At 59.7% G+C, this 21,822-nt stretch carries 37 protein-coding genes; 2 read left to right on the plus strand and 35 right to left on the minus strand.

The genetic code is table 11. The features are described from left to right. Positions 1 to 62: 62 nt before the first annotated feature. The 30 genes from FHS89_RS15455 to rplB form a co-directional block, all read right to left on the minus strand. Positions 63 to 551 (minus strand): PaaI family thioesterase, encoded by a 489-nt coding sequence (locus FHS89_RS15455; RefSeq protein ID WP_184013028.1) that lies wholly within the window; start codon positions 549 to 551, stop codon positions 63 to 65. A gap of 4 nt (positions 552 to 555) precedes the next feature. Next, the gene (locus FHS89_RS15460) at positions 556 to 1,266 is read right to left on the minus strand and encodes an ATP12 family chaperone protein (RefSeq protein ID WP_184013029.1); all 711 of its coding nucleotides are present in this window, start codon (positions 1,264 to 1,266) and stop codon (positions 556 to 558) included. Then, positions 1,263 to 1,952, minus strand: a complete 690-nt coding sequence (locus tag FHS89_RS15465; protein WP_184013030.1) for an HAD-IA family hydrolase — start codon at positions 1,950 to 1,952, stop codon at positions 1,263 to 1,265. The genes FHS89_RS15460 and FHS89_RS15465 overlap by 4 nt, the downstream gene beginning before the upstream one ends. Next, the gene (locus tag FHS89_RS15470) at positions 1,949 to 2,989 is read right to left on the minus strand and encodes an RluA family pseudouridine synthase (RefSeq protein ID WP_184013031.1); all 1,041 of its coding nucleotides are present in this window, start codon (positions 2,987 to 2,989) and stop codon (positions 1,949 to 1,951) included. Before FHS89_RS15470 ends, FHS89_RS15465 begins: the two co-directional genes overlap by 4 nt. Next, positions 2,986 to 3,375 carry a fluoride efflux transporter CrcB gene (crcB, locus tag FHS89_RS15475; protein WP_184013032.1) on the minus strand — a complete coding sequence of 130 codons (390 nt, stop codon included), beginning with the start codon at positions 3,373 to 3,375 and terminating at the stop codon, positions 2,986 to 2,988. The genes FHS89_RS15470 and crcB overlap by 4 nt, the downstream gene beginning before the upstream one ends. 52 nt (positions 3,376 to 3,427) lie before the next feature. Beyond that, the gene (locus FHS89_RS15480; RefSeq protein WP_184013033.1) at positions 3,428 to 3,898 is read right to left on the minus strand and encodes a BLUF domain-containing protein; all 471 of its coding nucleotides are present in this window, start codon (positions 3,896 to 3,898) and stop codon (positions 3,428 to 3,430) included. 106 nt (positions 3,899 to 4,004) lie between these two features. Beyond that, positions 4,005 to 5,309, minus strand: coding sequence for a replication-associated recombination protein A (locus tag FHS89_RS15485; protein WP_184013034.1), 1,305 nt, complete (start codon positions 5,307 to 5,309; stop codon positions 4,005 to 4,007). 223 nt (positions 5,310 to 5,532) lie between these two features. Beyond that, a complete protein-coding gene (rplQ, locus tag FHS89_RS15490; protein WP_184013035.1) occupies positions 5,533 to 5,955 on the minus strand; it encodes a 50S ribosomal protein L17 in 423 nt (140 codons plus the stop codon). 113 nt (positions 5,956 to 6,068) lie between these two features. Beyond that, positions 6,069 to 7,085, minus strand: coding sequence for a DNA-directed RNA polymerase subunit alpha (locus tag FHS89_RS15495; protein WP_184013036.1), 1,017 nt, complete (start codon positions 7,083 to 7,085; stop codon positions 6,069 to 6,071). Between the two features lie 128 nt (positions 7,086 to 7,213). Beyond that, complete coding sequence (gene rpsK, locus FHS89_RS15500; RefSeq protein WP_184013037.1) at positions 7,214 to 7,603, minus strand: 30S ribosomal protein S11; 390 nt, start codon at positions 7,601 to 7,603, stop codon at positions 7,214 to 7,216. A 12-nt stretch (positions 7,604 to 7,615) separates the two neighbouring features. Continuing rightward, positions 7,616 to 7,984, minus strand: coding sequence for a 30S ribosomal protein S13 (rpsM, locus tag FHS89_RS15505; RefSeq protein ID WP_184013038.1), 369 nt, complete (start codon positions 7,982 to 7,984; stop codon positions 7,616 to 7,618). Between the two features lie 222 nt (positions 7,985 to 8,206). Next, on the minus strand, positions 8,207 to 8,854 hold the full coding sequence (locus FHS89_RS15510) for an adenylate kinase (RefSeq protein WP_184013039.1): 648 nt from the start codon (positions 8,852 to 8,854) through the stop codon (positions 8,207 to 8,209). Beyond that, positions 8,854 to 10,221 carry a preprotein translocase subunit SecY gene (gene secY / locus FHS89_RS15515; RefSeq protein ID WP_184013040.1) on the minus strand — a complete coding sequence of 456 codons (1,368 nt, stop codon included), beginning with the start codon at positions 10,219 to 10,221 and terminating at the stop codon, positions 8,854 to 8,856. Before secY ends, FHS89_RS15510 begins: the two co-directional genes overlap by 1 nt. A 101-nt stretch (positions 10,222 to 10,322) precedes the next feature. Beyond that, the gene (gene rplO / locus FHS89_RS15520) at positions 10,323 to 10,802 is read right to left on the minus strand and encodes a 50S ribosomal protein L15 (protein ID WP_184013041.1); all 480 of its coding nucleotides are present in this window, start codon (positions 10,800 to 10,802) and stop codon (positions 10,323 to 10,325) included. A 99-nt stretch (positions 10,803 to 10,901) separates the two neighbouring features. Then, positions 10,902 to 11,087 carry a 50S ribosomal protein L30 gene (gene rpmD / locus FHS89_RS15525; RefSeq protein ID WP_184013042.1) on the minus strand — a complete coding sequence of 62 codons (186 nt, stop codon included), beginning with the start codon at positions 11,085 to 11,087 and terminating at the stop codon, positions 10,902 to 10,904. 3 nt (positions 11,088 to 11,090) lie between these two features. After that, positions 11,091 to 11,654 (minus strand): 30S ribosomal protein S5, encoded by a 564-nt coding sequence (gene rpsE / locus FHS89_RS15530; protein WP_184013043.1) that lies wholly within the window; start codon positions 11,652 to 11,654, stop codon positions 11,091 to 11,093. A gap of 12 nt (positions 11,655 to 11,666) precedes the next feature. Continuing rightward, entirely contained in the window at positions 11,667 to 12,026 is a 360-nt protein-coding gene (gene rplR / locus FHS89_RS15535) for a 50S ribosomal protein L18 (RefSeq protein ID WP_184013044.1), read from the minus strand. A 14-nt stretch (positions 12,027 to 12,040) separates the two neighbouring features. Continuing rightward, a complete protein-coding gene (rplF, locus tag FHS89_RS15540; protein ID WP_184013045.1) occupies positions 12,041 to 12,574 on the minus strand; it encodes a 50S ribosomal protein L6 in 534 nt (177 codons plus the stop codon). Positions 12,575 to 12,586: 12 nt separating this feature from the next. Then, the gene (gene rpsH / locus FHS89_RS15545; protein ID WP_184013067.1) at positions 12,587 to 12,979 is read right to left on the minus strand and encodes a 30S ribosomal protein S8; all 393 of its coding nucleotides are present in this window, start codon (positions 12,977 to 12,979) and stop codon (positions 12,587 to 12,589) included. Between the two features lie 21 nt (positions 12,980 to 13,000). Further along, a complete protein-coding gene (gene rpsN, locus FHS89_RS15550) occupies positions 13,001 to 13,306 on the minus strand; it encodes a 30S ribosomal protein S14 (RefSeq protein ID WP_184013046.1) in 306 nt (101 codons plus the stop codon). Between the two features lie 16 nt (positions 13,307 to 13,322). Continuing rightward, positions 13,323 to 13,883, minus strand: coding sequence for a 50S ribosomal protein L5 (gene rplE, locus FHS89_RS15555; RefSeq protein WP_184013047.1), 561 nt, complete (start codon positions 13,881 to 13,883; stop codon positions 13,323 to 13,325). Next, positions 13,876 to 14,190: a 50S ribosomal protein L24 gene (gene rplX / locus FHS89_RS15560; protein ID WP_184013048.1), complete on the minus strand. Its 315-nt coding sequence runs from the start codon at positions 14,188 to 14,190 to the stop codon at positions 13,876 to 13,878. Before rplX ends, rplE begins: the two co-directional genes overlap by 8 nt. Then, the gene (rplN, locus tag FHS89_RS15565) at positions 14,190 to 14,558 is read right to left on the minus strand and encodes a 50S ribosomal protein L14 (RefSeq protein ID WP_184013049.1); all 369 of its coding nucleotides are present in this window, start codon (positions 14,556 to 14,558) and stop codon (positions 14,190 to 14,192) included. Before rplN ends, rplX begins: the two co-directional genes overlap by 1 nt. Positions 14,559 to 14,614: 56 nt before the next feature. After that, positions 14,615 to 14,857, minus strand: coding sequence for a 30S ribosomal protein S17 (gene rpsQ / locus FHS89_RS15570; protein ID WP_184013050.1), 243 nt, complete (start codon positions 14,855 to 14,857; stop codon positions 14,615 to 14,617). A gap of 13 nt (positions 14,858 to 14,870) precedes the next feature. Continuing rightward, positions 14,871 to 15,071, minus strand: coding sequence for a 50S ribosomal protein L29 (gene rpmC, locus FHS89_RS15575; protein WP_184013051.1), 201 nt, complete (start codon positions 15,069 to 15,071; stop codon positions 14,871 to 14,873). Positions 15,072 to 15,182: 111 nt separating this feature from the next. Continuing rightward, entirely contained in the window at positions 15,183 to 15,596 is a 414-nt protein-coding gene (rplP, locus tag FHS89_RS15580) for a 50S ribosomal protein L16 (RefSeq protein WP_184013052.1), read from the minus strand. 21 nt (positions 15,597 to 15,617) lie between these two features. Continuing rightward, positions 15,618 to 16,316, minus strand: a complete 699-nt coding sequence (gene rpsC / locus FHS89_RS15585; protein WP_184013053.1) for a 30S ribosomal protein S3 — start codon at positions 16,314 to 16,316, stop codon at positions 15,618 to 15,620. After that, positions 16,316 to 16,705, minus strand: a complete 390-nt coding sequence (gene rplV, locus FHS89_RS15590; RefSeq protein WP_184013054.1) for a 50S ribosomal protein L22 — start codon at positions 16,703 to 16,705, stop codon at positions 16,316 to 16,318. The genes rpsC and rplV overlap by 1 nt, the downstream gene beginning before the upstream one ends. Before the next feature lie 3 nt (positions 16,706 to 16,708). Then, positions 16,709 to 16,987, minus strand: a complete 279-nt coding sequence (rpsS, locus tag FHS89_RS15595; protein WP_184013055.1) for a 30S ribosomal protein S19 — start codon at positions 16,985 to 16,987, stop codon at positions 16,709 to 16,711. Between the two features lie 14 nt (positions 16,988 to 17,001). Then, positions 17,002 to 17,835: a 50S ribosomal protein L2 gene (gene rplB / locus FHS89_RS15600; protein ID WP_184013056.1), complete on the minus strand. Its 834-nt coding sequence runs from the start codon at positions 17,833 to 17,835 to the stop codon at positions 17,002 to 17,004. Between the two features lie 346 nt (positions 17,836 to 18,181). Between rplB and FHS89_RS15605 the strand changes: the two genes are divergently transcribed. Together FHS89_RS15605 and FHS89_RS15610 are read left to right on the plus strand one after the other, a co-directional pair. Then, positions 18,182 to 18,721: a hypothetical protein gene (locus FHS89_RS15605; RefSeq protein ID WP_184013057.1), complete on the plus strand. Its 540-nt coding sequence runs from the start codon at positions 18,182 to 18,184 to the stop codon at positions 18,719 to 18,721. A 76-nt stretch (positions 18,722 to 18,797) separates the two neighbouring features. Then, positions 18,798 to 19,469, plus strand: a complete 672-nt coding sequence (locus FHS89_RS15610; RefSeq protein WP_184013058.1) for a hypothetical protein — start codon at positions 18,798 to 18,800, stop codon at positions 19,467 to 19,469. 52 nt (positions 19,470 to 19,521) lie between these two features. Here FHS89_RS15610 and FHS89_RS15615 read toward each other — a convergent pair whose 3' ends face one another. From FHS89_RS15615 to FHS89_RS15635, 5 genes are all read right to left on the minus strand, one after another. Then, complete coding sequence (locus FHS89_RS15615) at positions 19,522 to 19,818, minus strand: 50S ribosomal protein L23 (protein WP_184013059.1); 297 nt, start codon at positions 19,816 to 19,818, stop codon at positions 19,522 to 19,524. After that, positions 19,815 to 20,435: a 50S ribosomal protein L4 gene (rplD, locus tag FHS89_RS15620; protein ID WP_184013060.1), complete on the minus strand. Its 621-nt coding sequence runs from the start codon at positions 20,433 to 20,435 to the stop codon at positions 19,815 to 19,817. The genes FHS89_RS15615 and rplD overlap by 4 nt, the downstream gene beginning before the upstream one ends. Beyond that, positions 20,432 to 21,277 (minus strand): 50S ribosomal protein L3, encoded by an 846-nt coding sequence (rplC, locus tag FHS89_RS15625; RefSeq protein ID WP_184013061.1) that lies wholly within the window; start codon positions 21,275 to 21,277, stop codon positions 20,432 to 20,434. The genes rplD and rplC overlap by 4 nt, the downstream gene beginning before the upstream one ends. 14 nt (positions 21,278 to 21,291) lie before the next feature. Then, positions 21,292 to 21,600, minus strand: coding sequence for a 30S ribosomal protein S10 (gene rpsJ, locus FHS89_RS15630; RefSeq protein ID WP_184013062.1), 309 nt, complete (start codon positions 21,598 to 21,600; stop codon positions 21,292 to 21,294). A gap of 81 nt (positions 21,601 to 21,681) precedes the next feature. Continuing rightward, positions 21,682 to 21,822, minus strand: a 141-nt coding sequence (locus FHS89_RS15635; protein WP_484592927.1) for an EF-Tu C-terminal domain-related protein, incomplete at its 5' end; no start/stop codon positions are given.

A 21,822-nucleotide genomic window follows, 5' to 3' on the forward strand; every position in this document is an offset into this window, starting at 1 on the left:
CTGGTATGCGGAACCTGCACAGTTTCCCTGCAAAAAAATTGACCCGCGGTCGGAATTTTCAGTCAAAGCCCAAAAATGAGGCAGGTGGTCGAGCCTGTGGCGTAGAGTTTTCCGTCATCCGCCCCAATGACCTTGCCCTCGGCAATGCCGGTCCGCCGCCCGCCATGCTGCACATCGCCAATCGCCAGCACATCCTGACTGTCTGCAAACAGCGGGCGGATGATGTTGATCTTGTATTCCAGCGTTGTGTAGCCCTGCCCCTTTGGCAGCGTGGTCTGCACGGCACAGGCCATGCAGCTATCCAAAAGCGTCCCGAACCAGCCGCCATGGACCGTTCCGATTGGGTTCATCACCGCAAAATTGGGAGTGCCGCGAAACACCACGCGGCCATGCTCGGCCTCCACCATACGGTAGTTCAGGGTTTGGCCAATGGGCGGCGCGGGCAGGCGCCCGTCGCGGATGCCTTGAATGAATTCAAGTCCGTCGAGTTCCCTCAACTCCGCAGGCGTCAGAAGCTCGGCCATGCTTTGCGCATATCGGGGGGACGTCATCGGCCTACCCTTCCAGGAGGTCAAGCAGGCGCTCGGCCCGCAGGAAATCGGCGCGTTTGCGGGTGGCGGCGTCTTGCGCTTCGCTGTCTTCGCCCCACTGCTCCTCCTGCCAAGCCTCGTCGATCCGGGCGAGCGACCACGCGTCTGCTGCGCGCAGATGCCGATCCGCCACGGCCAGACCCAGAATCAGTGAGCCGGAAATCGTGATCAGGTCATGCACCCCGGTCAGGCGGAACGGGTCCATACCGTCCAGCGCCGCACGCAGTTTCGCGCGCGCTTCGGGCAGTTGCGCATGATACATCACCCCGGTCACCGGAATAAGCCGCGCGCCGTAAGCCTCCGCCGCCCAAGCCAGCAGCGGATCCCATGCCTCAGACTGGCGCGCGATCAGCGCCTCCGGCCCCTCGGCGCGATAGCAGATCAGGTCCGTATCGCCATATTCCGCCAGCATATCACGCACCGCATCCAGGTGCGGCGCGACCTTTTCCTGCGCGGAGTTCGCGGCACGGGTCAGCGGCATCGTCTCGGGATTGATCGCATCCTCCTGCGCCTCCCATTCCTCCGCGATGGCAAGGGCGAGCGCCCGCGTTGGCACCACGAGCACGGTTTTCATCGGGGTATGAACCGGGCGCCCATCAAGGGTGATGGTGTAGCCCGCCTCAGCCTCTGCCACGCTCGCCTGTTTCCAGAAACGTTTCGCTTTCCATGCGCTCATGTCACGCCCTCCAGCAGTTTTGAAATGGCCGCGTCAATCTCCTCCGCCCGGTGGACGACGTGATGCGCGCCCGCGTCCTCCAACCGGCGAACCGGATGATAGCCCCATGACACCCCAACCGTGCCAAAGCCCGCCGCGCGCCCCATCTCCATATCAAAACTTGTGTCCCCGATCATGACCGCATCACGCGGGTCAACGCCGGTCTCGGCAAGGCAGTGCTCCAGCATGGCGGGATGCGGTTTCGACGGGTGAAAATCCGCCGTTTGCGAGGTCACGAAATACCGCTCAAGGTCATGAGCTGCGTAAACGTGATCGAGCCCGCGCCGCGCCTTGCCGGTTGCGACACCCAAAAGCATCGTCTCATCCTGCGCCAAACGATCCAGCAGCGCGCGGATGCCGGGGTAAAGCGGCACGCTGGCCTCTCCGCCGCTGGCCGCACGCTGGGCGACAAAGGCGGTTTTGTACCCGTCCACGAGGGCGGCATTGGCCGCTTGGCTGAGACCCGGGCGCAATTCCTCAATCGCGCGGGGCAAGGACAGGCCAACAATCGACAGGGTTTCGGCATCGCTCGGTGGCTCAAGGTCATGGGAGACGAAAGCCGCGCGCATCGCAAACAGGATCAGCGCCTGACTGTCGATCAGCGTGCCGTCCATATCAAATACGACGAGTTTCAGCGCCGTGCTCAAAACTGATCTTCCTCGACGAAGGGATCAAAGGGCGCGTCCTTTTCCGACCAGCCAAACAGGCCCCATGTTCGGATCATGTGGTCAGGCAGCGGCGCGGTGAAGGTCATCTCCCGATCCGTGGTCGGGTGCGGAATGACGAGGCTGCGCGCATGAAGATGCAGCTTCCGGCTCACATCGCCGCCAAGCTGCGCACCCCAGCCGTCGCCGTCATTGACCTGCGAATTGGTGCCGTATTTGCCGTCCCCGATGATGGGATGCCCGATCTCGGCCATATGGGCGCGCAATTGGTGGGTGCGGCCCGTGACCGGGATCAGCCCGACCCATGCGGTGCGGGTCGCTGCCGTCTCGATCACCGCATAGTCGCTGACGGCCCGCTTTGCGCCATCTGTCCGGTTCACGGCATCAGGGTGGATGCAAGACATCTTTTCGACGCCAAAACCGCCCTGTTTCACCAATCCATACCGGATCGTGCCCATGCGCGGGCTGGGCACACCCGCGACTGCGGCCCAGTAAATCTTGCGCGTGACACGGGAGCGGAACGCCGCAGAAAGGGCCGCCGCCGCGCGCCCGGTGCGCGCCAGAACAAGCAGGCCCGACGTGTCCTTATCCAACCGATGGATCAGCTTTGGCGGCTCCCCATCAAAGGCAAGCGCGGGGGCCAATCCGTCCACATGACGATTGCCCTGCCCCGACCCGCCCTGCACCGGAAGGCCAGCGGGCTTGTTCAGCACGATCATATCCACATCGCGGTAGAGCACCGCCGATTGGATCATCTGCGCATCCGCGTCAGAGATCGCGCGCACAACCGGCGCGCTGGTCACTTCTTCTGGCTCCGGCAGGGGTGGAATGCGGATTTCCTGCCCTTCGGCAAGCCGGGTTGCGGATTTCACCCGCCCGCCGTCGACGCGGATTTCCCCCTTGCGGCACATTTTTTCGATGCGGCCTTGGGTGATATGCGGGAACGCCTTGCGAAACCAGCGGTCGAGCCGTTGGCCCTCGGCCTCCGCATCCAGAATGAGTGTTTGCACGCCACTCATGCCATGGCCCCCCGTCCAATCATAATGCCTGCGAAAACCGCGATAAGGCACAGGCCCACACTGCCCGATACATAAAGCAGGGCCGCCCCGATCCGCTCTGCCTCGATCAGGCGCAGCGCGTCGAGCGAAAAGGCCGAAAACGTGGTGAATCCCCCCAGCACGCCCGCCATGACAAATGGTGCCATTCCGGGGCGCGACAAAACCCACACCGCCGCGATCCCCATGAGGAAAGAGCCGACGACATTCACAAACAGCGTGCCAAATGGAAATCCGGTGCCGATTAAACGCATGGCAAACACAACGCTGGCATAACGCAGCACGGCACCGATCGCCCCACCGAGGGCGACCTGCATAAAGGCTGTTGCGGAGAATAATCCTGTGGTCATGGGCGTGAAATCTGCCCTTAGGCGCAGCTTGTCAACCCGCCGCGCCGCCGCGTCAGCTCAAGCGGCGCATCTGCTGGAACATCGGCTCCAGCCCCGAGACGCGGTTTTCACTGTAGAACGCGATCAGTTTCTGGGTCATCTGATCGGTCCAGACCGGCCCTTCGCCGCCACGGCGCATCACGGCTTGCGGGACGGGATTGTCGCTTGGCTGCACATCAGTCATGTCAAAACAGCCCATGGTCCAGTCAGGAAACTGCCGCTCGGGGACCAGCCCGTGCCACAACACACGCAACCGCTCATTCCGGCGGTCCGCCGCGATCCGGGCCGTCAATTGCAGGATCGTCGCCGTGCCACCCTCCAAAACCTGAACGAACACGCCATCGCTGAAAATCAGAACCCCGGTCACGTCATTCTGAGAGTTAAAGGCGTGCGCCTCTTGCACGATATCGCGCAGGCTTTTGTCGCCAATCCATGGCGGCCGCGCATAACTGCGGTAGATCAGACTGTAGAGCGAACCTGCCACCAGATGATTCCTGAAGTTAAGCGCATAAAGCTCAAAGCGTCGCCCGTCGTGTCAGGCCCGCTTTCCAATTCACTATAGTAAGTTTTGTATTACTACGCAAGGAAGCTCAGCCGCGCCCTTTTTGCGCGCGCAGTTTGGCGAAATACTCAACCCGCTTTTTCAGATCTCGCTCATGGCCGCGCTCGACCGGAACGTAGTAAACGCTGCGGTCCATCGTGTCGGGAAAATAGTTCTGGCCGGAAAACCCGTCCTCGGCATCATGGTCATATTCATAGCCCGCGCCGTATCCCAAATCCTTCATCATTCGCGTAGGCGCGTTGAGGATATGGGCCGGGGGCGGCTCTGACCCGTGCTGTTTCGCGGCCTTCATCGCAGCTTTATAGGCGACATAGGCCGCGTTCGATTTCGGGGCGAGCGCGAGGTAAAGCAGCGCCTCGGCCAGCGCCAATTCGCCCTCCGGGCTGCCAAGGCGCTCATAGGTTTCCCACGCGTCAAGGCAGATGCGGTGCGCCTGCGGGTCCGCCAACCCGATATCCTCCACCGCCATGCGGGTGATCCGGCGGGCGAGGTAACGCGGATCCTCACCCCCGGTCAGCATCCGCGCAAACCAGTAGAGGGCCGCATCCGGGTCCGACCCGCGCACCGATTTGTGCAAAGCAGAGATGAGGTTGTAATGCTCCTCCCCCGTCTTGTCGTATTTCGCCGCCCGCTGCGAGAGCCGCTTTGACAGGGTCACGGGATCAATCGGCTCCTTCGCGCCCCATGACAAGACCTGCTCCGCCAGATTGAGGAGCGCCCGCCCGTCGCCATCGGCCATGTCGATGATCTGTCGCCGGGCGTCTGGGGTCAGCGGCAGGTCCGCTTCCGATTGCTCCACCCGCTTCAACATCTGCTCCATCGCATCCGCATCAAGCCGCTTGAGCACGCAGACTTGCGCGCGCGACAGGACCGCCGCGTTTAGCTCAAATGACGGGTTCTCGGTGGTCGCGCCCACAAGGATGATCGTGCCATCCTCCATATGGGGCAAAAATCCGTCCTGCTGCGCCTTGTTGAAGCGATGGATTTCATCCACGAACAGAAGCGTGCCGCGCCCGTTCGCGCGCCGGATCTTCGCCGCGTCAAACACTTTGCGCAGGTCAGGGACACCGGTGAAAATCGCGCTGATCTGGACAAACACAAGATCGGTTTCCTGTGCCAGCAGCCGCGCGATGGTCGTTTTGCCGACACCCGGCGGACCCCACAATATAAGCGAGGACAATCGCCCTGAGGTAAGCATCGCGCCGAGCGGCCCGTCCCGCAGCAGGTCATCCTGCCCGATCACCTCATCAAGGGTCGCCGGGCGCAGCCTGTCGGCAAGGGGGCGTGGCCCCTCCGCGGCCTTTGCCGCCCCGGTATCGAACAAATCACTCATGTGGTCATTCTATGCGACCCGATCCGGGTGCAACAGCGCGATTCGGGTGTGGGTCAAGGCCCGAGGCACGAGCGGCCTTGAGGCACGCGCGAATCGTGATCCACACTGGGCGAGGTGACTTGTGGAACACCCTGTTCCTCAAGCACCTCATGACAGAAAGGACGAAACGCAAAAGCCCCAGCGTAACGCCGGGGCTTTCAGATAGTCCGTGGGTGGGCGAAGATTATTCGTCGTCTGCTTCCATCTCCGCCGCGACGCGCGCCTTGTCGGCGGCGCCTTTTGCGGAAGTGTCGCGATCCACCAACTCGATGATCGCCATCGGTGCCATGTCGCCATAACGGAAACCGGCTTTCAGCACGCGGGTGTAACCACCGGACCGCTCCGCATACCGGGGGCCGAGGGTTTCGAACAGCTTTGCCACCGCAGCGTCCTGCTTGATACGGGATGCGGCCAGACGGCGGGAATGCAGATCGCCCTTTTTGCCGAGGGTGATGATCTTATCCATGATCCGCTTGAGCTCTTTCGCCTTGGGCAGGGTCGTCTTGATCTGCTCATGCTCGATCAGCGACGCGACCATGTTGGCGAACATCGCCTTCCGGTGCTCATGGGTGCGGTTTAGCTTACGATATCCATTACCGTGACGCATTTTCTAACTCCTTCAAGTCTTTATACTTTGTCTGGGGTCACCATGCGTGTGGTGCCCTCTCCTTGGGGCGGGATTGCCCGGGTTGGGTGGGCTTTGCGGCCCACCCGAATGACTTAGAACTGGTCTTCGAACTTCTTGGCCAGATCTTCGATGTTGTCCGGCGGCCAGTCGATGATGTCCATGCCGAGGTGCAGACCCATCTGCGCCAGCACTTCCTTGATCTCGTTCAGGGATTTACGGCCGAAATTTGGGGTGCGCAGCATTTCCGCTTCGGTCTTTTGAATGAGGTCACCGATATAGACGATGTTGTCATTCTTGAGACAGTTCGCGGAGCGGACGGAGAGTTCAAGCTCGTCGACCTTCTTCAAGAGAAGCGGGTTGAATTCCAACTCGTCCTCTTCTTCGGCGCGGCCAGCGGCTTCCGGCTCGTCGAAGTTGACGAACACGCCCAACTGATCCTGCAGAATGCGCGCGGCATACGCGATCGCATCATCCGGAGTCAGGGAGCCGTCGGTTTCGATGTTGAGCGTCAGCTTGTCATAGTCGAGCACCTGACCCTCACGGGTCGGCTCCACTTTATAGGACACCTTGTTCACCGGGGAGAACAGCGCATCGACGGAGATGAGGCCAATCGGTGCGTCCTCCGGGCGGTTCTTGTCGGCTGCGACATAGCCCTTCCCGTTCTCGACGGTCAGTTCCATGTAAACGGACGCGCCATCGTCGAGGTGACAGATGACGTGATCCTTGTTGAGGATCTCAATCCCGTTGGTTTCCGCGATGTCGCCTGCGGTGACAACGCCCGGACCGGTCGCGGAGATGGACACGCGCTTCGGCCCTTCCACCTCCATTTTCACGGACACGCCTTTGAGGTTCAGCACGATGTCGGTCACGTCCTCACGGACACCGGCAACGGAAGAAAACTCATGAAGAACGCCGTCGATCTGGACGGAGGTGATGGCCGCGCCCTGAAGCGAGGACAACAGCACGCGCCGCAGCGCGTTGCCAAGCGTCAGGCCGAAACCGCGCTCAAGCGGTTCGGCCACGGCGGTGGCTGTGCGGCGCGGGTCTGCGCCGGGACGAATATCGAGGGAGGTCGGGCGGATAAGCGCCTGCCAATTCTTCTGGATCATATGGTATCCTCCATTCTAGCTTCCGGCCTGGATCCGGGGACGGAAGCGCCCGAGGAATTCGGTCAGTTAAAACGCGAAAAGCGCGCGCAAACCCGCAAGGGGCCTGCACGCGCGAAACTTTAAAAAAATCAGACCCGGCGACGCTTCGGCGGGCGGCAGCCATTGTGCGGGATCGGGGTCACGTCACGGATCGCCGTGATGGTGAAACCGATTGCTGCCAGCGCGCGGAGAGCCGATTCGCGACCAGAGCCGGGGCCCTGCACTTCGACGTCGAGCGTGCGCATGCCGTGCTCTTGTGCCTTCTTGCCCGCATCCTCTGCTGCGACCTGCGCGGCAAACGGGGTGGACTTACGCGAGCCCTTGAAACCCATCGTGCCGGAGGAGGACCATGCAATCGCATTGCCCTGCGCATCGGAGATCAGGATCTTGGTATTGTTGAAGCTCGAATTCACATGCGCCACGCCGGACGTAATGTTTTTCGAAACCTTCTTCTTTGCGCGGATCTTTTCGCGTGCCATCTGCCGCTCTCCTTATTTCTTCTTGCCAGCGATCGCCTTCGCGGGGCCCTTACGGGTGCGGGCGTTCGTGTGGGTACGCTGACCGCGCACCGGCAGACCGCGACGATGACGCAGGCCGCGATAGCAGCCAAGGTCCATCAGACGCTTGATATTCATGGATTTCTCACGACGCAGGTCACCTTCAACGGTGAAGTTCGCGTCGATATGCTCCCGAATCTGAAGCACTTCGGCGTCGGAGAGTTCGTTCACGCGACGGGTGCCATCGACACCCGTTGCCTTGCAAATCTCCACGGCCGAATGACGGCCGATGCCATGGATGTAGGACAGGGCAATCTGCACCTGCTTATTCGTCGGGATGTTGACACCAGCGATACGCGCCAAGGGCTTGCTCCGTCTGTCTGTTCCACGCCGTCTGAGGCGTATGTTTCATTCCAAAACCGATCAAAGACCGGCACCAAATCTCATCACGTCACGCCCGATCCCGGACCTGAAAATTCCGGGCCTCAATGGGCGCAGGAAAACTGGAAGCGACTCTCCTTTCGGAGGGTGCGCGGATCATAAGGCGGTTTGCCTTACTGTCAACCCGCACAATCGCCAGATTTCCTATGACGCTAGGGCCGATTTCACGCGGCCCGCAACCTCTTCAATCTCGCCCAGCCCGTCGATCGAACGGAGCGATTTATGCGCGTAGTAATAGCCGATCAACGGGGCAGTATCCCGGTAATAGACCATGAGGCGATTGCGCAGCGCCTCTTCCGTGTCATCCGCGCGGCGCGTAAAGGAGGTGCCACCGCATTTGTCGCACTTCCCCTCCACGCTGAGCGGTTTGGTGGTGTCGTGGTACACTTCCCCACAGTTGTCACAGGTAAAGCGGCCCGTGATGCGGGACACGAGCGCGTCGGCATCGACCTTCATCTCCACGACCGCGTCCAGTTTCGAGCCACGCGCGGCCAACAATTCACCAAGCGCATCTGCCTGCGCCAGCGTGCGCGGGAAGCCGTCAAAGATGATGCCCTTCTCGCCCGCGCCCTGATCAAGCTGCTCTGCGATCAGGCCGATGACGATCTCATCGGTCACCAGATCGCCACGCTCCATCACGGCGGCAACTTGTTTGCCCATCTCCGTGCCGGAGGATTTCGCGGCGCGCAGCATGTCGCCAGTGGACAGTTGCACCATGCCGCGCTCTTCGACCAGACGGCGGGCCTGTGTGCCCTTGCCAGCGCCCGGTGGTCCCAGGAGGATAATGTTCATCAGCGCCTCCCCGGAGCCGGTTTGCGGCCCGTCTTGCCACCACGCTTGCCGCGCAGCTTCGATTTCTCGATCAGGCTCTCATATTGATGCGCCACAAGATGCGACTGGATCTGCTGCACCGTATCCATGCTGACGGAGACCACGATCAAAAGAGATGTCCCCCCGAAATAGAACGGCACGTTGAGTTGCGAAATCAGCACCTCGGGCAACAGACACACGGCAACCAGATAGGCAGAGCCGACGACCAAAAGGCGGGAGACCACATAATCGAGATATTCCGCCGTCCGCTTGCCCGGACGAATGCCGGGAACAAAACCGCCCTGCTTCTTGAGGTTGTCGGACACTTCATCCGACTTGAACGAAACGTTCGCCGTGTAGAAATAGGTGAAGAACACGATCAGCGCGGCAAAGAACAGGAAGTTCAGCGGCTGTCCACGGCCCAGATACACCGCCACCCATGCCAGTGCACCGGACCCGTCCGAGGTGGAGAAGGTCGTCACCGTCTGCGGCAGCAACAGCAAGGAGGAGGCGAAGATCGCGGGGATCACACCTGCCGGGTTCAGTTTGAGCGGCAGATGGGAGCTTTCGCCGCCATACATCTTTTGCCCGACCTGACGGCGCGGATACTGGATATGGATCTTGCGCAGCGCACGCTCGACAAACACGACGAACGCGATCACGACCACCGCCATGACCATCACACCGAGGATCACGGGAAGGGAGATCACGCCCTGACGGCCCTGCTCGAAAAACTGTGCGAGGGCTGCGGGCAATTCGGCCACGATCCCGACAAAGATGATGAGCGAGATGCCGTTGCCGATGCCGCGCGCGGTGATCTGCTCCCCGAGCCACATCAGGAACATCGTGCCGCCCACCAGCGTGATCACGCAGGACACTCGGAAGAACCAGCCGGGATCGGTCACAAGCCCCTGCGCCTCAAGCCCCACGGACATGCCATAGGCCTGCACAACGGCAAGGAAAACCGTGCCATAGCGGGTATATTGATTGAGCTTCTTACGGCCCTGCTCACCCTCTTTCTTGAGCTGCTCGAAATGCGGCACCATGGACGCCAAAAGCTGCACAATAATGGAGGCAGAGATATAGGGCATGATGCCAAGGGCAAAGATCGCCATCCGGCCAATCGCCCCGCCGGTGAACATGTTGACCATGCCCCCGATACCCGATTGCGCCTCTTCAAAGAAGGCACGCAACTGTTCGGTATCGATCCCCGGCACGGGGATATAGGTGCCGATGCGGTAAACGATCAGAAGCCCGAGCGCGAAAAGGATGCGGCTTTGCAGCTCCTTCGCTTTGCCGAAGCTGGACCAGCTTATATTCGCTGCCATCTGTTCCGCTGCTGATGCCATGTCTGGACCCTCTATTCATACTTACGCCGCCGGGCCGAGTGTTCGGCCCCGCGGCGCGCTGACCTAATGGTCAGATGTGATGTCTTTGCGCGATGCGCAAGTCACGCGTCCGCGTCGGCGGTCACAGGTGCCGCAACCGTGATGGACCCACCGGCCTTTTCGACAGCCTCAACAGCGCCCTTGGAGGCACCGGTGACCGTGAGGTTGACCTTTGCGGTGATCTCACCCTTGGCGAGCACGCGCACACCGTCCCACTTACGGCGCACGAGGCCGCATGCGATCAGGGCTGCCTCATCAATATCGCCGGCCTGAAGTTTGCCCGCGTCGATGAATTTCTGGATCAGGCCCAGATTGACCACTGCGTGGCGCTTGGGGTTCGGCACGTTGAAGCCGCGCTTTGGCAGACGCTGGTAGAGCGGCATCTGGCCGCCTTCATAGCCCTTGATCGCCACACCCGACCGGGATTTCTGACCTTTGATACCACGGCCACCCATCTTACCGGTGCCGGAACCCGGGCCGCGGCCAATCCGCTTGCGGGATTTGGTGGCGCCTGCGTTATCACGAATCTCATGCAGTTTCATTGTCGCTCTCCTCTTCCGGATACACCCCGCGAGTGCGACAGACGGGGGACCACGGTTTCAACTGTATGTGGGGCGCGATCACCGCACCCCACGAATGGCTTACGCCTTTTCTTCGATGATCTGAACCAGATGCGGGATCTTGTTGACCATACCGCGCACGGAAGGGGTATCCTCCAGCTCGCGGGTCTTGTGCATCTTATTCAGGCCCAAACCGATCAACGTGTCACGCTGCTCTTTCGGGCGACGGATCGGGGATCCGACTTGCTTCACAACAATAGTTGCCATGGATTAACCCTCCACCGCTTCTGCTGCCGGGGCATCGTCACGGTGCAGGATGTCTGCGACCTTCTTGCCACGGCGTGCTGCGATCTGACGGGGGCTGGTTTCTTTGTTCAGCCCGTCGATCGTGGCACGGATCATGTTGTAGGGGTTCTGGGAGCCGGTGGATTTCGCCACCACGTCCTGAATACCCAGCATTTCGAACACGGCACGCATCGGACCACCTGCGATGATCCCGGTCCCCTGCGGTGCGGTGCGCATCACAACTTTACCGGCACCATGGCGCCCCTCCATGTCGTGGTGCAGCGTGCGGCCTTCGCGCAGCGGCACACGGATCATCTGGCGCTTGGCCTGTTCCGTTGCCTTGCGGATCGCCTCTGGCACTTCGCGGGCCTTGCCCTTGCCAAAGCCGACACGGCCTTTCTGGTCACCGACAACGACGAGAGCCGCGAAGCCGAAACGCTTACCACCCTTCACCGTTTTGGAAACGCGGTTGATCGCGACCAGGCGATCGGCGAATTCCGGGGTTTCTTCGCGTTCGCGGCGATCCCGGCGGTTGTTTTCCCTTGCCATTCCTCGTCTCCTTTAGAACTTCAGGCCGCCTTCACGGGCAGCGTCGGCGAGTGCCTTCACCTTCCCATGAAAGAGGAAGCCGCCACGGTCAAAGTACACCTCTTCGATGCCTTTGGCCTTCGCGCGCTCCGCGATGGCTGCGCCAACCTTGGTTGCCGCGTCGATGTTCTTTTGCCCGACCACACCCAGCGCGCTTTCGAGCGTGGATGCCGACGCAAGGGTCACGCCCTTGGAGTCGTCGATGATCTGACACATGATGTTGCGGTTCGAACGGTGCACGGAAAGCCGAAGCTGACCATTCGCGTTCTTGCGCAGTTTGTTCCGGACGCGCTGACGGCGCTTCTGGAACAGTTGTAGCTTGCTGTTCGCCATTGCTGTCGCGCTCCTTACTTTTTCTTCCCTTCCTTGCGGAAGATAAATTCATCTTTGTACTTGATGCCCTTGCCCTTATAGGGCTCCGGCTTACGCCATTCGCGGATATTTGCCGCGACCTGACCGACCTGCTGAGCATCAATCCCCTCAACGACCAGTTCGGTCGGCTTCGGAGCGGTGACGGTCACACCCTCAGGAATGTCGAAATCGACATCGTGGCTGTAACCGAGCGCGAGTTTCAGGACTTTGCCCTGAACTTGTGCACGATACCCAACCCCGTTGATTTCCAGCTCTTTCTTGAAGCCGGAGGTCACGCCCTGAACGCAGTTTGCGATCTGGGTGCGGGACATGCCCCACTGCTGACGGGCGCGCTTGGATTTGCCGCGCGGCGTCACAGTGATTGCGTTGTCCTCAACAGCGATATCCACATCATCCGTTGCGGTGAAGGACAGAGTGCCTTTCGGCCCCTTCACGTCGATCTTTTGACCGGACACGGTGGCTGTCACGCCGCCGGGCAGGTCAACCGGTTTTTTACCGATACGAGACATGCGTTGCCCTCCTTAGAATACGGTGCAGAGCACTTCGCCGCCAACATTGGCCGCCCGTGCATGTGCATCCGACATCACCCCACGCGGGGTGGAGACAATTGCAATCCCGAGGCCCTGACGGACCGTTGGGATATCCTTAACGCCGGAATACACGCGGCGGCCCGGCTTCGATACGCGCTTAATCTCGCGGATCACGGGGGCACCTTCATGGTATTTCAGCTCGATACGGAGGGCCGGGTGGCCGTCAGCGCCAGTGATGGCTTCATAGCCACGGATGTAGCCTTCGTCGGCCAGCACATCCAGAACCCAAGCACGCAGCTTGGACGCCGGGGTGGTCACATCCGTCTTGCCGCGCATATGCGCGTTGCGGATGCGGGTCAGCATATCGCCGATAGGATCGTTCATCGCCATAACGGTTCGCTCCCCTTACCAGCTCGACTTGACCATGCCGGGGATCTGCCCAAAGGAGGCATAATCCCGCAGCGCGATCCGCGACATACGAAGTTTACGGTAGTACGCCTTGGGACGACCGGTGACCTGGCACCGGTTGTTCAGGCGCGTCGGCGCGGAGTTGCGCGGCAGTTTTGCCAGCTTCATGCGTGCCTTGAAACGATCAGCCATCTCAAGGCTGTCGTCATTGGCGATCGCTTTCAGCTCTGCGCGCTTTGCGGCATATTTAGCAACGAGACGCTCGCGCTTTTTCTGCCGTTCGATCATAGAAACTTTTGCCATTTCGTCCTCTCCCGGCTCAGCTCGTGAACGGCATGTTGAACGCGGCGAGAAGCGATTTTGCTTCTGCGTCGGTCGGTGCCGTCGTGCAGATCACGATGTCCATGCCCCAAGCCTGGTCGATCTTGTCGAAGTTGATCTCGGGGAACACGATGTGCTCCTTAAGACCCATTGCGTAGTTGCCACGGCTGTCGAAGCTCTTGGGGCTGACACCACGGAAATCGCGGATGCGGGGCATCGCGACGGTGATGAGCCGGTCAAGGAATTCGTACATCCGGTCCCCGCGAAGGGTAACCTTCACGCCGAGCGGCATATCTTCACGCACCTTGAAGCCCGCGATGGATTTCTTGGCCTTCGTGATCACCGGCTTCTGACCTGCAATCTGCATCAGATCGTCATGCGCGGCTTTGACCTTTTTGCTGTCCGCAACGGCCTCACCGACACCCATGTTCAGCACGATCTTGTCGAGCCGCGGGATCATCATGTCGTTCTTGTAGGAGAACTCTTCTTTCAGAGCCGCGCGAATTTTCTCGTCATAGAGAGCCTTCAGGCGCGGGGTGTAGTTTGCTGTATCAAGCATCGATCACTTCCCCCGATTTCTTGGCAAAGCGCACCTTCTTGCCGTCTTCCATGCGGAAGCCGACACGCGTCGGACCGCCATCCTTGGGGTCGACAAGCGCGAGGTTGGACAGCTGGATCGGCGCCTCTTTCGAGATGCGGCCGCCCTGGCTGTTTTGCGATTGCTTGGTGTGGCGGATCACGACGTTCACGCCGGACACGACGGCCTTGCCATCTTTCGGCATGACGGCGGTGATTTCGCCCTCTTTGCCCTTGTCCTTACCGGTGAGTACGACGACCTTGTCGCCTTTTTTCAGCTTAGCAGCCATTAGAGCACCTCCGGAGCGAGCGAGATGATCTTCATGAAGTTCTTGGCGCGCAGTTCGCGAACTACAGGGCCAAAGATACGGGTGCCGATCGGCTCCCCTGCGGTGTTGAGGATCACAGCGGCGTTGCTGTCAAAGCGAATCGCCGTGCCATCTTCGCGGCGCACTTCCTTTGCGGTACGGACAACAACTGCCCGGCGCACGTCGCCCTTTTTCACGCGGCCCCGGGGGGTCGCTTCTTTCACCGAGACTACGATGATATCGCCGACGGAAGCATATTTGCGCTTCGCGCCGCCGAGAACCTTGATGCACTGAACACGGCGAGCGCCGGAGTTGTCAGCAACATCCAGATTCGTCTGCATCTGGATCATATTGTTTCTCCCGACCTGTGGGCCTCATTGCCCACGGTTTCGATAGATGGGGTGGATTACTCAGCCGAAGCTTCGGTCACCACTTCCCAGCGTTTCGTTTTCGAGTGCGGCGCGCATTCCTGAATGCGAACCGTGTCCCCGACATTAAATGCGTTGTCCGCGTCGTGTGCCCGATACTTCTTGGACTTACGAATCGTCTTCATCAAAACAGGGTGCTTGAACCGGCGCTCAACAGAGACGGTTACGGTCTGTTCGTTCTGACTGCTCGTCACGACGCCCTGGAGGATACGCTTTGGCATGTAATCTCTCCGATCACTCGGCCGCGGCTGCGGCTTTTTCGTTGAGCACGGTGTTAACCCGGGCGATATCCCGGCGCACAGCGCGCATCCGGGCGGTATTCTCAGTTTGACCGGTCGCGGCCTGAAAACGGAGGTTGAAGGCCTCTTTCTTCAGGTCTGCAAGCTGCGTCCGCAGCTCATCCGGCGCTTTATCACGCAATTCGGCGGCGTTCATCGCACGCACTCCTTTCGTTCAGAAGCTACCGGGGTCCGATGGACCCCGACGCTTTTCCAAAACACAAACCGGCAAGCGGTCTCCCCCGAACCGAAATTCGAGGGACTACACTCACCAATCCTCGCGCTGGACGACCCGGCACTTCACTGGCAGCTTCATCGCTGCCAGACGGAGCGCTTCCTTTGCCACGGATTCGCCTACGCCGTCAATCTCAAACATGACACGGCCCGGCTTAACCTTGGCGGTCCAGCGGTCGATAGACCCCTTACCTTTACCCATACGAACTTCGATGGGTTTTGCCGTGACCGGCAGGTCGGGGAAGATACGGATCCAAACACGGCCCTGACGTTTCATGTGACGCGTCATGGCCCGGCGTGCCGCTTCGATCTGGCGTGCCGTGATCCGCTCGGGCTCGACGGCCTTAAGACCGAAAGACCCGAAGTTAAGGTCGGTACCGCCTTTTGCCTGACCGTGAATACGGCCTTTGTGCATTTTGCGGAATTTAGTGCGCTTCGGCTGAAGCATGGCTCATCTCCTCAGAGGGTCTTAGCGGCTAGGCCGCCCGCCCCCTCCTTCTTGAAGTTCCTGCATACGGCGATCATGGGCTTGGGGATCATTTTCCATGATTTCCCCTTTGAAGATCCAAACCTTGATACCGATGATGCCGTAAGCGGTGGAGCCTTCGGCGTGGGCGTAGTCGATATCCGCGCGCAGCGTGTGCAGCGGAACCCGGCCCTCACGATACCACTCGGTCCGTGCGATCTCTGCCCCGCCAAGACGGCCGGCGACGTTGATACGGATACCAAGCGCACCCATGCGCATCGCGTTCTGAACCGCGCGCTTCATCGCACGACGGAAGGACACACGACGCTCAAGCTGCTGCGCGATGTTTTCTGCAACCAGGGCTGCGTCGACATCGGGCTTGCGCACTTCGACGATGTTGAGGTGCAGCTCGCTTGCCGTGATCTTGGACAATTCCTTGCGCAGGGTTTCGATATCTGCGCCTTTCTTGCCGATGATCACGCCGGGGCGTGCTGCGTGGATCGTCACCCGGCACTTGCGGTGCGGACGCTCGATGATGATGCGGGAAATGCCCGCCTGACCAACGCGCTTTTTCACATGCTCGCGAATGGCGAGATCTTCGTGAAGCAGTTTGCCGTACTCTTCGCCATCCGCATACCAGCGGCTGTCCCATGTCCGGTTGATCTGCAAACGCAGGCCGATTGGATTAACCTTGTGACCCATCAGGCAGTCTCCTCTTCGGTGCTTACCTGACGCACCTTGATCGTCACCTGGCTGAACGGCTTCAGGATCTTACCAAAGCGACCACGCGCCCGCGGGCGACCGCGCTTCATGACCAGGTTTTTACCGACAAAAGCCTCAGAGACGATCAGCTCGTCCACATCAAGGCCGTGATTGTTCTCAGCATTCGCAATGGCCGACTGAAGCGTCTTTTTGACGTCCTGTGCGATCCGCTTCTTGGAGAAGGTCAGATCGGACAGCGCCTTATCAACCGGCTTGTTGCGAATCATGGCCGCAACGAGGTTGAGCTTCTGCGGGCTGGTGCGCAGCATTTTCGAAATCGCCATCGCTTCGTTGTCAGCGCGGCGGCTGGGGTTTTTAGACTGACCCATCGCTTATCTCCGCTTCGCTTTTTTGTCCGCGGCGTGGCCGTAATAGGTCCGCGTCGGGGAGTATTCACCGAATTTCTGGCCGATCATTTCCTCGGTCACACTGACCGGGATATGCTTTTTGCCGTTGTAGACGCCGAACGTCAGTCCGACGAACTGCGGCAGGATCGTGGAGCGGCGCGACCAGATCTTGATCACATCGCTACGGCCCGATTCGCGCGCTTTCTCTGCCTTTTTCAAGACATAAGAGTCGACGAAGGGGCCCTTCCAAACAGAGCGTGACATGCCTTCAGGCCTCCTTACTTCTTCTTCGCGTGGCGCGAACGGATGATGAATTTATCGGTCGTTTTGTTCGACCGGGTGCGTGCGCCTTTGGTCGGCTTGCCCCATGGCGTCACTGGGTGACGACCACCGGAGGTCCGGCCTTCACCACCACCATGCGGGTGATCGACCGGGTTCATCACAACACCACGCACAGACGGACGAATGCCCTTGTGACGGTTGCGACCTGCCTTACCAAAGTTCTGGTTGGAGTTGTCCGGGTTGGACACGGCACCAACGGTTGCGATGCATTCCTGACGGACCATGCGCAATTCGCCCGAGGACAGGCGGATCTGAGCGTAGCCACCGTCACGGCCCACGAACTGAGCATAGGTGCCGGCTGCGCGTGCGATCTGCCCGCCCTTGCCCGGCTTCATCTCTACGTTGTGGACAATGGTGCCGATCGGCATGCCGGTGAAGGGCATTGCGTTGCCGGGCTTCACGTCGACCTTTGCGCCAGCGATCACGCTGTCACCCACGGCCAGACGCTGCGGAGCAAGGATATAGGCCTGCTCGCCATCTTCGTACTTAACCAGAGCGATGAACGCCGTCCGGTTGGGATCGTATTCGATCCGCTCTACCACGGCCGCCATATCAAACTTGTTCCGTTTGAAATCAACGATCCGGTAAAGACGCTTCGCGCCGCCGCCTTTGCGACGCATGGTGATCCGTCCGGTGTTGTTCCGGCCGCCGTTTTTCGTCAAACCCTCGGTGAGGCGTTTGACTGGGCGACCTTTCCAAAGCTCCGAACGGTCGATCAGAACCAGCCCGCGCTGGCCAGGCGTTGTCGGTTTATACGACTTCAATGCCATCTTACTGTCTTCCGTTTGGTCATTCCGGGCGAACCCGGTTTGCACGAATGAGGCGTATTGCAGCCCCGCCTTGTGTTCTTGCGAACAATATCAAAGCCCCGGACGAATCCGGGGCCATAACGATGGCACCTGTTACTAAGGGGGCGGGGAGCGGTCAAGGGCGCAAGGGGTAGATTTCACCGCCTTTTTCGCCGGTTGTGCCGGACGGGTTTTTCGCTACAACTTTGTTTTGAAACATATATCCAAAAAGGAATGATTTATGGACAGATTAAGTATCTTAGGTGGGGCGCTTTGTCTGCTTTTTACGTCCGCATCGTCAGTAACAGCACAGAATTCGAACACGGGTATGGATGACCTACTTAGGGTCGAAACCGACCGCGTGTTCGTGCTGATGAACAAGCCGACATGGCATCAGGGCGGCGATTTGAGCCAATCGAGCGAAACCTACGCAGACGAGGGAGTGACGGCCCAAGGGCGGCACTACCTGATCCGCGAGGCAATCCCAAAGGGAGAGAGTTTTGACGATTGGTCACAGCTTTTTGCCGTGACGATTGAGCATCCGCTGGATGGTGAGCTTGACGGGTATCTCGGCGGTTTGGTGGCAAATTATGAGAACGCCTGCGATCATCTTGTCTACCAGCAATCGCGCACGACGCCGCCGAATGTGCGGATGATCTCCTTCTTCTGCGGGCAGGAGAAAGCAGAGCCAAATCGCGGCGAAGTCGCCTTCTTTACGATGATGATGACAGGCGACGTTCTGGTGAAGAATTACCATCACATCCGGGTGCCGACCTTCCGGCCTGATCGGGATGAATTGGGTGTCACCATGGACGAGATCGTCACCACCATCCGATCCCTGGGCGCCCTGCAGGTCCTCCCAAAATAAAAACGCCCCGCAATCGTGCGGGGCGGGTTTTTGGCTATCCTCCATGTCTCAAAAGAATAACCAAAAGGAATGGGTTATGGATCGATTAAGGTCATTTTCTGGTGTGCTTTGTCTGTTTTTTTCCGCATCGACGGTAGCAGCACATCAATCTGACACAAGTCCGGAAGACCTGCTTGGCGTCGAACCGGAAATGCATATTTCGTTCCGCGATATAGGTTTGGCTTTAGAGACGCCGAAAGTGACCGTGACTACGGAGAGTATCCCATGGGATCTCTCAGCAAGCAGGGGATTGGGACGCGAGTTACAGACCGTATTCCAATTCGATGCAGATGGGATTGCCGTGATCACAACCGAAGCCATTGCTGCAGATGGTGTCTTTGGCGATTATCGGGAGAAGTTCGGGGTGACGGTCCGGTATTCCCCTACAGCGCGCAACACCCCGATAACGGTGCCAAACATCGCGACTTACACCAAAAACTGCGCCGATGTGTTTGTTAATCCCGATTTCAGCACCCCACTGTCCGAGAGCGGGGTCATCTCAATCCATTGCGGGCGCCTGAAGGAGCCCAACTATATGGGGGAGGTCATAGCCATAGTTCGGGACATCGAGGATAATACTATCGTGGAGCATTTCCATCGTATTCGGGTCGATGCCTTCGCATCAGAGACAGAAGAACTTGGAATAACCCAAGAGCAGCTCATAGACGTCTTTACCCATCTTGCGTTTTTCGGTCTAGACACGAAATGAAAACGCCCCGCATTAGTGCGGGGCGTCTCAATACCTGTCGAAAGACCGTGGCTTAAAGGCCGGTGGTCACGTCGATCATGTTGCCCTCTTCGAGGGTGACATAGGCTTTCTTCACGTCCTTGCGGCGGCCGGGGCGACCGCGGAAACGCTTAACCTTGCCCTTGGTGACGGTCGTGTTCACGGCCTTCACCTTGACGTTGAACAATGCCTCAACCGCCTCTTTGATGGTCGGCTTGTTCGCGTCGATGGCGACTTCAAACACCACGGCATTCGCTTCGGATGCCAGAGTGGATTTTTCGGTGATCAGCGGCTTGCGGATCACGTCGTAGAGTTCTGGTTTCACGCTCATTTCAGCCGCGCCTCCAGCGCTTCGACAGCGGATTTCGTCAGCACGAGCTTTTCGCGACGCAGGATGTCATAGACATTCGCGCCAACGCTCGGCAACAGATCCACGCCCGCGATATTGGCCGCGGCCATCGCGAAGTTTTCGTTCAGCTCCGGCCCGTCGATGATCAGAACACGGCCAAGGCCGAGCTTTGCCAGATGTGCCGCAAGGACCTTGGTCTTTGCCTGATCCAGCGCTGCATTGTCGATCACGATCAGATCGCCTGCGCCTGCCTTGGCAGAGAGAGCGTGCTTGAGGCCAAGCGCGCGCACCTTCTTCGGCAGGTCATGAGCGTGGCTGCGCGGGGTAGGGCCCTTATACACGCCACCCTTGCGGAAGATCGGCGCCTTGCGGGAGCCGTGGCGTGCGCCGCCGGTGCCCTTTTGGCGATAGATCTTCTTGGTGGAGTAGCTGACTTCCGTCCGCGTTTTCACCGAGTGCGTACCGGCCTGCGCGCGTGCCCGCTGCCAGCGGACAACACGGTGCAGGATGTCCGCGCGCGGCTCCAGCCCGAATACCTCATCGGCAAGGTCAATGGACCCGGCTTTGGAGGCGTCAAGATTGACTACATCGAGTTTCATTTCTCTTCACCCCCTTCAGGAGCATCAGCAGGTGCTTCTGCGGCTGCTTCGGCTTCTGCGGCCTCAATCGCGGCCTGCTCTTCAGCGGCGGCTGCGGCTGCGGCGGCTTCTGCTTCGGCGGCGGCCTGTGCGGCAGCTTCCTCAGCAAGACGCTTTGCTTCCTCAGCTGCGGACCGCAATGCGGCCGGCAGGATCACGTTCTCGGGCAGCGGCTTTTTCACCGCGTCCTTGATCGTCACCCAACCACCTTTGGAGCCAGGAACAGCGCCCTTGACCATGATCAGGCCACGCTCGCTGTCGGTCTTGACCACTTCAAGGTTCTGGGTGGTGACGCGCGCAGCACCCATGTGCCCCGCCATCTTCTTGCCCTTGAACACCTTGCCGGGATCCTGACACTGACCGGTGGAGCCGTGCGAACGGTGAGAGATGGACACACCGTGGGATGCCCGCAGGCCCCCGAAATTGTGCCGCTTCATCGCGCCAGCAAAGCCTTTACCGATCGATGTGCCTGCCACATCCACATACTGACCCGGGAAGTAATGATCGGCGGTGATTTCCTCACCCACGTCGATCATGTTCTCGGCAGACACGCGGAATTCGGCCAGCTTGCGCTTCGGTTCCACCTTCGCCACAGCGAAATGGCCGCGCATCGGCTTGGTCACGTTCTTGGCCTTTACGTTGCCCGCGCCAAGCTGAACGGCGGTGTAGCCGTCCCGATCAGCGGTGCGCTGTGCGACCACCTGCAGGTTTTCCATTTGGAGGACGGTCACAGGGATCTGCTTTCCGTCTTCCATGAACAGCCGGGTCATGCCCAGCTTCTTTGCGATAACTCCGGAACGCATTGGTTCACGCCTCCTCAGAGCTTGATTTCAACGTCCACACCGGCCGCGAGGTCGAGCTTCATCAGCGCGTCCACGGTTTGCGGTGTGGGGTCAACGATATCCAGCAGGCGCTTATGCGTGCGGATTTCGAACTGTTCACGAGACTTCTTGTCGATATGCGGGCCACGCAAAACCGTGAATTTCTCGATCTTGTTGGGCAGCGGGATCGGGCCACGGACATTGGCGCCGGTGCGCTTTGCCGTGTTTACGATTTCGCGCGTGCTTGCATCCAAGACGCGATAATCGAACGCCTTAAGCCGGATGCGTATATTTTGACCGTTCATTTGGTCGCCTCACGGATCACGAGGTTGAAGGAAACGGCCGGGGCGTATCCCCGGCCGAGGAATTATTCAAACCGTCGAGGATTACTCGATGATTTTGGAGACGACGCCCGCGCCGACGGTGCGGCCACCTTCGCGGATGGCGAAGCGCAGCTTCTCTTCCATCGCGATCGGGGCGATCAGCTCGACGTTGAACTTCAGGTTGTCGCCCGGCATCACCATTTC

The organism is Rubricella aquisinus, assembly GCF_014199445.1.
GTDB classification, from domain to species: domain Bacteria; phylum Pseudomonadota; class Alphaproteobacteria; order Rhodobacterales; family Rhodobacteraceae; genus Rubricella; species Rubricella aquisinus.